This window comes from Streptomyces sp. NPDC052107 (assembly GCF_040680215.1).
In the GTDB taxonomy this organism is placed as follows: Bacteria; Actinomycetota; Actinomycetes; order Streptomycetales; family Streptomycetaceae; genus Streptomyces.
Genome location: NZ_JBFAWG010000151.1, coordinates 1 through 10,675 on the forward strand (window position 1 = coordinate 1; position 10,675 = coordinate 10,675).

Below are 10,675 nucleotides of genomic sequence, written 5' to 3' on the forward strand. Positions count from 1 at the left end.
TCCCCCACCCCCGGCCACTCCCGCGCCTCGGTCAGCAACTCCACCGCACCCGCCGACCAATCCACCTGCGGCGACGGCGCATCCACATGCAGCGTTCGCGGCATCACCCCATGCCGCATCGCCTCAACCAACTTGATCACACCAGCCACACCCGCAGCCGCCTGCGCATGACCGATGTTGGACTTCAACGAACCCAAATACAGCGGCGCCCGGCCCTCCCGGTCCTGCCCATAAGTGGCCAGCAGTGCCTGAGCCTCAATCGGATCCCCCAGCCGCGTCCCCGTCCCGTGCGCCTCGACCAGGTCGACATCACCACCGGACAGCCCGGCACTGGCCAGCGCAGCTCGGATCACCCGCTGCTGCGCCGGCCCGTTCGGCGCCGTCAGACCATTGGACGCACCGTCCTGATTGACCGCCGAACCCCGCACCACCGCCAACACCGGATGCCCCAGCCGCCGCGCATCTGACAACCGCTCAACCAGCAGCAGACCGGCGCCCTCACCCCAGCCGGTCCCGTCTGCCGCCTCCGCGAACGCCTTGCACCGGCCATCCGGCGACAGCCCCCGCTGGCGGCTGAACTCCACGAACGCGTCAGGGGCGGACATGACGTTCACGCCGCCGGCGAGGGCCAGCGCGCACTCACCGGAGCGCAGGGCCTGCGCGGCCAGGTGCAGGGCGACCAGGGACGACGAGCACGCCGTGTCCACCGTCACGGCCGGGCCCTCGAAACCGAGGGTGTAGGCGACCCGGCCGGAGACGATGGAGCCCATGTTCGCGTTGCCCGGGTAGTCGTGGTAGACGAGCCCGGCGAAGACGCCGGTACGGCTGCCGCGAGCCGAGGCGGGGTCGATGCCCGCCGCCTCGAAGGCCTCCCAGGCGAGTTCGAGCAGGATCCGCTGCTGGACGTCGGACTCGATCGCCTCCCGGGGGCTGAGCGAGAAGAAGTCGGCGTCGAACTGGTCGGCGTCGTGCAGGAAACCACCGGCGCGTGTGTAGGTCTTGCCCTCGACGCCGGGCTCCGGGTCGTACAGGCCGTCGAGGTCCCAGCCGCGGTTGGTCGGGAACGGTGTGATGGCGTCGCGGCCCTCGGCGACCAGTTGCCACAGCTCGGCGGGAGTGGTGACGTCGCCGGGGAACCGGCAGGACATGCCGATGATGGCGACGGGTTCGCGTGCCGCTTCCCTCAGCGTCTTCAACTGGCGCCGGGTGGCCTGCAGTTCGGTGGTGGCCCGCTTCAGGTAGTCACGGAGCCTGTCATCCTGCTGAGGCTGGTGTTCCTGGGTCATGGAAGCCGTCCTGACGTGAGTGCTGGGGAGCGGGCCGGGTGCCGTTCAGCGCCTGCCGAGCAGGGCGTCCACCGCCGCCACCGTCTGCTTGGTGTTCTCGGCGGGGGGCAGGGTGCGCAGTTCGGCGGAGAGCACCTCCACCGACAGGTCGACGTCGGGCTGCCGGAGTTCGATCTCGTGCAGCAGCCGGGGCAGGTCGAAGCTGCCCGTGCCGGGAAGCAGTCGGCCGTCCGCGGAGTCCTCCATGAGGGAGACCTGGGGTTCGGCCACGCCGTCGCAGAGTTCCAGGCCGGTGATGTGGGTGCCGTCCAGCCGTTCCAGGGCGGCGAAGCCGGTGGGGTCCCGGAAGAAGTGCCAGGCGTCGATCTCGACGCCGCCGTTGGGGCGGCCGGCGTCGAGGACGACCTGGGCCGCGTCGGCGTAGGTGAACAGGGGAAAGGCGGCGACCGGTTCCAGCGCGATGCGCAGCCCGTGCTCGGCGGCCCGGTCGCACAGTGCGGCGAACCGTTCGGCGAGCAGGTCCAGCGACGGCCGGCCGGAGGGCTCCAGGAAGACCGCGGACGCCTTGAGCCGGCCGATGCCGAACTCGTCGGCCAGCGCGAACATCGGCTCCTCCATGGGGCGGGAGGCGTCGGCGTCCTCGGGGGTGCCCCACCACCAGGTCAGGACCTCCAGTTCGCCGATGTGCAGGCCGTGTTCGTCGAGCACGCCGCGGACCCAGTCGGCGGAGCGCGTGGCGACGAGCTGGGTGAGTTCCTGGGCGTCGAAGCCGATGCCCGTGGAGCCGACCGCGGCCACGGCGGCGGCGCGTTCGGGGAAGGCGTGGACGGCGGGTTGTCCCCAGGGGGATCCGGTCAGGTGGTGGTGGGCGAAGAAGAGCCGGCGGCTCCGCAGTTGATCCACTCGTTGGTCCAATCGTCGGCTCCGGTAGCTGCACTCGCCGGGCGGGTCCGATGCGGGGACGCGGGGACGGACGTGCCGGTCCCGGCCACGGTCATTCAGCCACCTGGGCGGAAGGGGGCGCCAGCGGACCGGACCCCAGATCAGGGGATTCGGCCCCCCTAACACCACCCGTGGACTGGCCTGGTGGGGGTTCGGGGGCCCTAGCCTCGTCGGCGAACCCGGCGCTCGGGTGGACTGACCGAGACGGATGCGATCCAGCCGGGTCGGACCCGGACGGGTTCCCCTCGATTCGATCTCCGCCCGGACTGGCCGCGCCGGCCAGCTCCCACCACCCGAAAGGCGTGGCATGACGACACTCAACGACGCAAACGTCAGCGCCCTGCTCGATCGCCTCTACGAGGACGAGAAGGTCAAGGACGCGGAACCGATCCAGAAGCTGATCGCCGACGGGCGGCCGCCGGAGCAGATCGGCCACGAGGCCCTCAACGAGATGTTCGCCGAGGCCTATCTGCCGGTTCACCGGGACATCGGCAACCTCATGTACCTTCTCTGCCGTACGCGGGGGGTGCGGCGGGCTGTGGAGTTCGGCACGTCGTTCGCCGTGTCGACGATCTACCTGGCCGCCGCCGTCAAGGACAACGGCGGGGGGCTGGTGATCGGTACCGAGGTGATGCCGGCCAAGGCCGAGGTGGCCCACCGCAACATCGCCGAGGCCGGACTGAGCGAGTACGTCGAGATCCGTGAGGGCGACGCCCTGCAGACGCTGAAGGACCTCGAGGGGCCGATCGACCTTCTGCTGCTCGACGCGTGGAAGGACGACAACCTGACCGTTCTGAAGATGCTGGAGCCGGTGCTGGCCCCGAACGCCCTGGTGCTGGGAGACGACGTCAACCTCGCGCGCTGGCTGTGGGAGCCGTACCTGGAGCACGTCTACGGACCGGACTATTTCACTGTTGAACTTCCCATCGGTGACGGTCTGGTCCTGTCCACCCGCTTGAGCTGAACCACGCGGAACCGGTCATGCCGGGTCATGGCCGGAATTCGCCGTACAACCCCTACGCAGCCCCCGTCATTCTTTGGCGGGGGCTGCCTGCTTACCGAGGTCAGGATCGACAGATAACGGTTGCCATACGCGAGGTTTCCAGCGTGGACATGATTCAAGGTTACGCAAACATTGGCTAAAGAGATTGACTCTCCACCGAAGATGCGTACAGGCTATACAGAAGTCACACACGGAACTGACTGACCAGCGGATCCCGCGGTTACTGGGAAATCGTGAGCGGCAGGCTGCGCGTGTGCCGGGTCACCCCCGAGACATGGGCCGGCCACGCGACGGGGAAGGTGAGGTTTGGTGATGACGCTGCTGGGTCGCGGTTACACACGAATAGACATCGATTTCTTGCTCCGCCGGCTCGACGCCGGGGTCGGCACCATGGCCGCGGTCAGCGGACCGACGGGCATCGGCAAGAGCACACTGCTGCGGGCCCTCACCGCGCGGGCCCGGGCCGCGGGCGCCACGGTCTCCAGCGCCCGCGCCCTTCGGGAGGACCGTCACGAACCGTTTGCCCTCATCCAGCAGCTGTTCACCCAGGAAACCCGAGATGAAGCGGTCCTGACGAGCCTCACGGAGGACCTCTCCGGCGCCTCCGGCTGGCTGCACGTGGCCCAGCGGGCGCAGCTCGCCCTCGCCGGCATGGCCGAGCGCGGCCCTGTGGTCCTGGTCGTCGACGACATCCACCACGCGGACCCGCAGTCCATCCGCTGCCTGCGCCACCTCACCGCCCGTACGGCATCGCTGCCGCTCTCGGTATTCGTGTCGTGGGACGCGAGTGTGGAATCCGCTTCACCGATTCTCCTGGAAATGCTCTACGAATCCCACGTGAGCAGCATTTCACTGGAACCTTTGAATTCCGATGCGGTCGCAGAAATGATCGCCGAAACACTTACGGATCCGGTGGACACGGAACTCGCGACGCATTACCACGAAATTACAGGAGGTAATCCCTTACTGATATCGGCGCTCATGGAGGACAGGCAGACGCAGCCCTCCGCTTCCGACGCCGATACGCCCGGCTGTGGCACGGGGTCGTGCGCGGGCGACGCCTTCCAGCGGGCCGTCCAGGTCTGCCTGCACCGTATGGGCCGACTGGCCCGCATCGTGGCCCAGGGTGTGGCACTGCTCGGCGAGAGTTCCGACGAATACCAACTCAGTGAATTGTGCGAGGCGCCCCTCGGCCTGATCCGTACCGCGCTGCGACGACTCCAGGCCAGCGGGCTGGTGGTGGGCTGCGTGTTCCGGCACGAACGGGTTCGGGACATCGTGCTGCGCACCATCCCGAGCGCCACGCTGATCGAGATGCACCACCGTGCCGCCCGACTGCTGCACGCCCACGGCGCCGCGCCCGAGGCGATCGCCTTCCACCTGCTGGCGGCCGGTCCGGTCAAGGACGAGTGGGGCCTGCCGGTGCTGCGCGACGCCGCCCGTCACGTCCTCGCCGCCGGCCAGGTGGATCTCTGTCTCCGCTACCTCAAGCTGGCCGACGCCTCGTGCACCGACGACACGACCCGGTACGAGATCAAGGCCCAACTCGCCGAGATCAGCTCCATGGTGGAGGTGGGCCGGGCGACCGCGCGCTACCAGTCGCTGAAGACGTCGATCCTGACCGGCCTGATGGCGCCTGCCACGGCACTGCCGGTGGCCCAGGCCATGCTCTGGAACGCCCAGGTGCACGACGCGGTCCAGATCATCGACAGCGTTGTCCGGCACCCGGATGTCGCCCGGCCCGATGTCGCGGCCGAAATGCAGGTGACCGAACTCCAGATCGCCTCCAGCTTTCCGGGCGTGCTACGGGCGGCCGCCGGTCCGGTGCCGGAGGGCGCGTCCCTGACCGCCTCCCCCGCCGTCCGGGCCAGGCTCCAGGCGCACCAGTCGCTGCTGTCGGTGCTGACCGGCAACGGCGACGCCTACATCGCCGCCCAGGCCGAGCAGTCACTGCAGACGGGCAGTCTGCTCGACGGCTCGGTGCGCGCCTGTGTGGTGCCCGCCGTCCTCACGCTCGTCTACTCGTCGTCCCTGGACTCCGCCCAGCAGGCGGCGAATCGCTTCCTGAAGGACGCGATGGACCACGGCCTCGGCGCCTGGACCGCCGTACTGCGCGGTCTGCTCGCCCTGGTCGCGCTGCGCCGCGGCGAACTCGACGTCGCGGTCGAGCACAGTTCGGCCGCGGTCGCCGACAACCCGGCGCACTCGCTGGACACCCACGGCTGGCTGGCCCTGGCCACCCTCGCCGAGGCGCACACCTCCATCGGAAACCACGACAAGGCCGCCCGGTGCTTCGCGACGGCTGCCGCGCCCGCACTGTTCCAGACCCGGTCCGGCCTGCACTATCTCTACGCCCGCGGCCAGCACCACCTGGCCAGTGGACGCCCTTACGCGGCCCTGGCCGACTTCATGACCTGCGGCGAGCAGATGCAGCAGTGGAACCTGGACACTCCCGTCCTGGTGCCCTGGCGGGTCGGCGCGGCCGAGGCCTGGCTCTCCCTGGACCAGCGGGACAAGGCATCGACCCTGCTGGAGGAGCAGTTGGCGATGCGCGGCTTCGGCAGCACCCGCGCGCGCGGCATGGCGCTGCGCGCGCTGGCCTGCACCCGGGACTTCAAGGAACGCCTGACGATCCTCAACAAGTCCATGCAGTTGCTCCAGTCCAGCAGTGACCGCTACGAACTGGTGCGCTGCCTGGCCGATCTGAGTTCGGCCCACCGGGCCATCGGCGACAAGGACAAGGCACGCACCGCCGGGTTGCGCGCCCGCCGGATGGCCAAGGTCTGCCACGCGGACACGGTCCCCGACTCACTGATGGTGGCCGCCTCCCCGCTGGAGCCGACCGAGGAGTGGCCCGCGAAGAAGGACCACGGCTTCGACAGGCTCAGCAAGTCGGAACAGCGCGTGGCCACCCTCGCCGCCCGCGGCCTGACCAACCGCGAGATCGCCCAGGAGCTTTTCGTGACGGTGAGCACCGTCGAGCAGCATCTCACCCGCGTCTACAAGAAGATGAAGGTACGCAGTCGCGAGGACCTGCCCGTCAAGCTGCGGGTCTCCGCCGCCTGACCCCGCCGCACACACCGTCCCCCGGTCATCCTGCTCCGCGGCTACGCGCGTAACCCGACCGTAACGAAGCATCGCAGGCACGAGCCGTGCCGGTCACCGAGTCGTCATCGCCCGGTGCACCGGCACGGCTCGTGCCTGCGCCGTGTGGTGCGACTCGCTCACCCATGAAGCGCTTTCGATCCGCAGTCATTCGATCCGCAGTCAGTGGATCCACAGTCAGTGGCCGAGCGCGCTCGGCCCCGCGCGCTTGCGCCCGTTCGGCCCGGAAACACCGGCGCCCCCGTGGGGCAACCGCGGCCGGTGGCGGCCGCCGCGCCGCCGCCGGTCTGCGGGGCGATGCCTGGCCTAGGGGTGCCTACGGGTGGTGACGACCGCAAGCCATCGGCCACGATCAGGGCTGCACTCGGCACGACACTCTCCTCTCGGGCAGGGCGGTCCGAGGGCGCCGTGATCCGCAGGCGCCAGGTCCGGCCGGCCACAGTCTCCCCGCAGGAAGGCCGCCAGGCGCCATGGAGCCTCAGCACACGCACGCGACGCAGTCCGCACCGGTCGACATTGCCATCATCGGTATGGCCTGCCGCTTCCCGGGCGCCCCCGACCTGGCCTCCTTCTGGAGGCTGCTCAGCACCGGCCGGAGCGCCGTCGGCACCCTGCCGACCGGGCGCGCCGAGCTGGCGGGCGCCCCGGCACCCGTGGACGGTCCGCTGCGCTTCGGCGGCTTCCTGGAGTCCGTCGACACCTTCGACCCGGCCTTCTTCGGCATCTCCCCGCGGGAAGCCGTCACCATGGACCCCCAGCAGCGGCTCGCGCTCGAACTCAGCTGGCAGGCCCTGGAGGACGCCGCCCTCCGCCCGTCGAGCCTGCGGGAGAGCTCGACCGGCGTGTTCATCGGCTCGTTCTCCGACGACTTCGGCGCCATCGTGCACCGTGTCGCCCCCGAGTCCGTCACCCGCCACACCCTGGCCGGAACCCGCCGCGGGCTCATCGCCAACCGCGTCTCCTACGCGCTGGGCCTGCAGGGACCGAGCATGGTCGTGGACGCGGCCCAGGCGTCCTCCCTCGTGGCGGTCCAGCTCGCCTGCGAGAGCCTGCGCGCCCACGGAGCCTCCCTGGCGCTCGCCGGGGGCGTGAACCTGCTGCTCGACCCGGCCGCCGCGACCGCCGTCGAGAGCTTCGGCGGTCTCTCCCCGGACGGCCGCTGCTACACCTTCGACGCACGCGCCAACGGTTTCGTGCGGGGTGAGGGCGGCGGCGTGGTGCTGCTCAAGCGGCTGCCCGACGCACTCGCCGACGGCGACCGCATCCACGCCGTCATCCGCGGCGGCGCCGTCAACAACGACGGCGCGACCGACGGGCTGACCGTCCCCAGCCCCGACGCCCAGGCCGACGTGCTGCGGCGCGCCCACGCCGCGGCCACCGTGTCGACCGACCAGGTGCAGTACGTCGAGCTGCACGGGACCGGCACCCGCGTCGGCGACCCCGTGGAGGCCGCCGCCCTGGGCATGGCGTTCGACGCGGCGTCCCGGCCGGCACCGCTGCACGTCGGCTCGGTCAAGACCAACATCGGCCACCTGGAGGGCGCGGCGGGCGTCGCCGGCCTGATCAAGACGGTGCTGAGCATCCGCCACCGCCGGCTGCCCGCCAGCCTCAACTTCGAGTCGGCGAACCCCGAAATCGACCTCGCCGCGCTCGGGCTGGAGGTGCAGCGGTCCCTCACCTCCTGGCCGTCGCCCGACGGACCGCTCGTCGCCGGGGTGAGCTCCTTCGGCATGGGCGGCACCAACTGCCACCTGGTGCTCGGCGAGGCACCGGCACCCGCGCCGCGTGCGAAGACGCCGGTCACCGGCCCGCTGCCGTTCCCCCTGTCGGGCCGCACCGAGACCGCGCTGCGCGCCCAGGCCGGACGACTGCACGCCGCGCTCGACACCGACGAACTCGGCCTGGCCGACGTCGCCTTCTCCCTGGCGACCACCCGTGAGACCTTCGCGCACCGCGCCGTCGTACTCGCCGAGGACCGCGACACACTGCGCGAGGCACTCGCCGCGCTGGCCCGTGGCGTACGGCCGTCCCAGCCACCGGCGCCCGCGGAACTGCGGGCGTCGGCCGCCCGGTTCGAGGAGGGCGAGACGGTCGACTGGACACCGGCGTTCAGCGGACTCACCGCGGCTCGCGTCGCGCTGCCCGGATACGCCTTCGACCGCGGGCGGTACTGGCCGGGTGTGGCACCCGGCACGCCGACGGACGACGCCCCGGCGGGCGCCGGGGCGTCGGCCGACCGTACGGCTGTGGAGGGAGCCGGCGTCTCGGCCGACGGCGGAGCCGAGGAGGGTGCTCCCGCGCCGGCCGGCGGCGGGGCCGTGGAGGCAGCCAACGCGTCGGGCGACGGCAGCACCACGGAGGCGGCCCACGCGTCGGGCGATGGCAACACCACAGAGGCGGCCCATGTGTCTGCCGGCGGCGGGGTCGTAGGTTCGGGGTCGGTGACGGTGGCGCCCGCCGACGTGCGCGACCTGCTCGACCGGGTGCGGCAGGCCGCGGCGGAGATCCTCGGGCACGCCCGCGCGGAGGACGTCGGCGCCGACCTCACCTTCCGTGACCTGGGACTCGACTCGATCGGCGCGGTGGAACTGAGCGACGCGCTGCAGGCCGACACCGGCATCGCGCTGCCCAGCACCGTGCTCTTCGATCACCCGACACCGGCCGCGCTCGCCCGGCACCTGGCCGACCTGCGCTCCGGTGCTTCTCCCTCGGTGACGGTGTCCGCTCCGCGCACGGCCGACGACGACCCGATCGTGCTGGTGTCGATGGCCTGCCGCTATCCCGGCGGCGTCACCTCACCCGAGGAACTGTGGCAACTGGTGGCCGACGGCGTCGACGCCATCAGCGGTTTCCCGACCGACCGCGGCTGGGACCTGGAACGGCTGTACCACCCCGACCCGGACCACACCGGCACCTCCACCACCCGCCAGGGCGGCTTCCTGCACACCGCCGCCGACTTCGACCCCGCCCACTTCGGCATCAGCCCCCGCGAAGCCCTCTCCATGGATCCCCAGCAGCGGCTGGTGCTGGAGCTGACCGTCGAGGCCTTCGAACGCGCCGGCATCGACCCCACCACCCTCAACGGCACCAGCACCGGCGTCTTCGTCGGCGCGACCGGGCTCGACTACGGACCACGCCTCGCCGACGCCTCCGCGGACACGGCCGGCCACCTGCTGACGGGCGTCACACCGAGTGTCATCTCCGGCCGCGTCGCCTACACCTTCGGGTTGGAGGGTCCCGCGGTCACCATCGACACCGCCTGCTCCTCCTCCCTGGTCGCCCTGCACCAGGCGGTACAGGCGCTGAGGTCCGGTGAGTGCGACCTCGTCCTGGCGGGCGGTGTCACCGTCATGGCGTCGCCTGGCATGTTCGTGGAGTTCAGCCGTCAGCGTGGGCTGTCGGCCGACGGCCGCTGCAAGTCCTACGCCGACGCCGCCGACGGCACCGGCTGGGCCGAAGGCGCCGGCATGCTCCTACTCGAACGGCTCTCCGACGCCCGCCGCAACCATCACCCCGTCCTCGCCGTGATCCGCGGCTCCGCCGTCAACCAGGACGGCGCCTCCAACGGCCTGACCGCCCCCAACGGCCCCGCCCAGCAACGAGTCATCCACCAGGCCCTCGCCACCGCCGGACTCACCCCCGCCGACATCGACGCCGTCGAGGGGCACGGCACCGGCACGACCCTCGGCGACCCCATCGAAGTCCAGGCCCTGACGGCCACCTACGGCCAACACCACCCGGAACAACCCCTCTACCTGGGCTCCATCAAGTCCAACATCGGGCACGCCCAGGCCGCCGCGGGCATCGCCGGCATCATCAAGATGGTCCTCGCTCTGCGCGCCGGGCTGCTTCCCGCCACCCTCCACGTCGACGCCCCCTCCACCCAGGTCGACTGGAACCACAGCGGCATCCAACTCCTCACCGAGCCGCAGCCCTGGCCCACCACCGACACCCCCCGCCGCGCCGCCGTCTCCTCCTTCGGCATCAGCGGCACCAACGCCCACGTCATCATCGAAGAGCCGCCCGTTCCCGCCGGGAAGCTGGCGGTGCTGTTCACCGGTCAGGGCGCGCAGTACCCCGGCATGGGACGCGAACTGGCCCAGGCCCACCCCCGCTTCGGCGAACTCCTGCGCGACATCGCCGCCCGCTTCGACACCCACCTCCCCCACCCCCTGCTGGAAGTGATGTGGGCCGACGAAGACAGCGAACTCGCGGGCCTGTTGCACGACACCCTCTACACCCAGCCCGCCCTGTTCACCTTCGAAACCGCCCTCTACCACTACCTCACCGAACACGGACTGGCCCCCGACTACCTCATGGGCCACTCCATCGGCGAACT

General features: G+C 70.9%; 5 protein-coding genes. 3 read left to right on the top strand and 2 right to left on the bottom strand.

The features are described from left to right. Positions 1 to 1,286: beta-ketoacyl synthase N-terminal-like domain-containing protein (locus AB0M27_RS44770; protein WP_365731601.1), on the bottom strand; the 1,286-nt coding region annotated here is incomplete at its 3' end. A 45-nt stretch (positions 1,287 to 1,331) separates the two neighbouring features. Next, positions 1,332 to 2,189: a sugar phosphate isomerase/epimerase gene (locus AB0M27_RS44775; protein ID WP_365731603.1), complete on the bottom strand. Its 858-nt coding sequence runs from the start codon at positions 2,187 to 2,189 to the stop codon at positions 1,332 to 1,334. 346 nt (positions 2,190 to 2,535) lie between these two features. Here AB0M27_RS44775 and AB0M27_RS44780 point away from each other — a divergent pair, with 346 nt between their 5' ends. The 3 genes from AB0M27_RS44780 to AB0M27_RS44790 form a co-directional block, all read left to right on the top strand. Then, positions 2,536 to 3,192, top strand: a complete 657-nt coding sequence (locus AB0M27_RS44780; RefSeq protein ID WP_365731605.1) for a class I SAM-dependent methyltransferase — start codon at positions 2,536 to 2,538, stop codon at positions 3,190 to 3,192. Between the two features lie 351 nt (positions 3,193 to 3,543). Further along, the gene (locus AB0M27_RS44785; RefSeq protein ID WP_365731607.1) at positions 3,544 to 6,297 is read left to right on the top strand and encodes an AAA family ATPase; all 2,754 of its coding nucleotides are present in this window, start codon (positions 3,544 to 3,546) and stop codon (positions 6,295 to 6,297) included. 509 nt (positions 6,298 to 6,806) lie between these two features. Beyond that, on the top strand, positions 6,807 to 10,675 hold a 3,869-nt coding region (locus AB0M27_RS44790), incomplete at its 3' end, for a beta-ketoacyl synthase N-terminal-like domain-containing protein (RefSeq protein ID WP_365731609.1).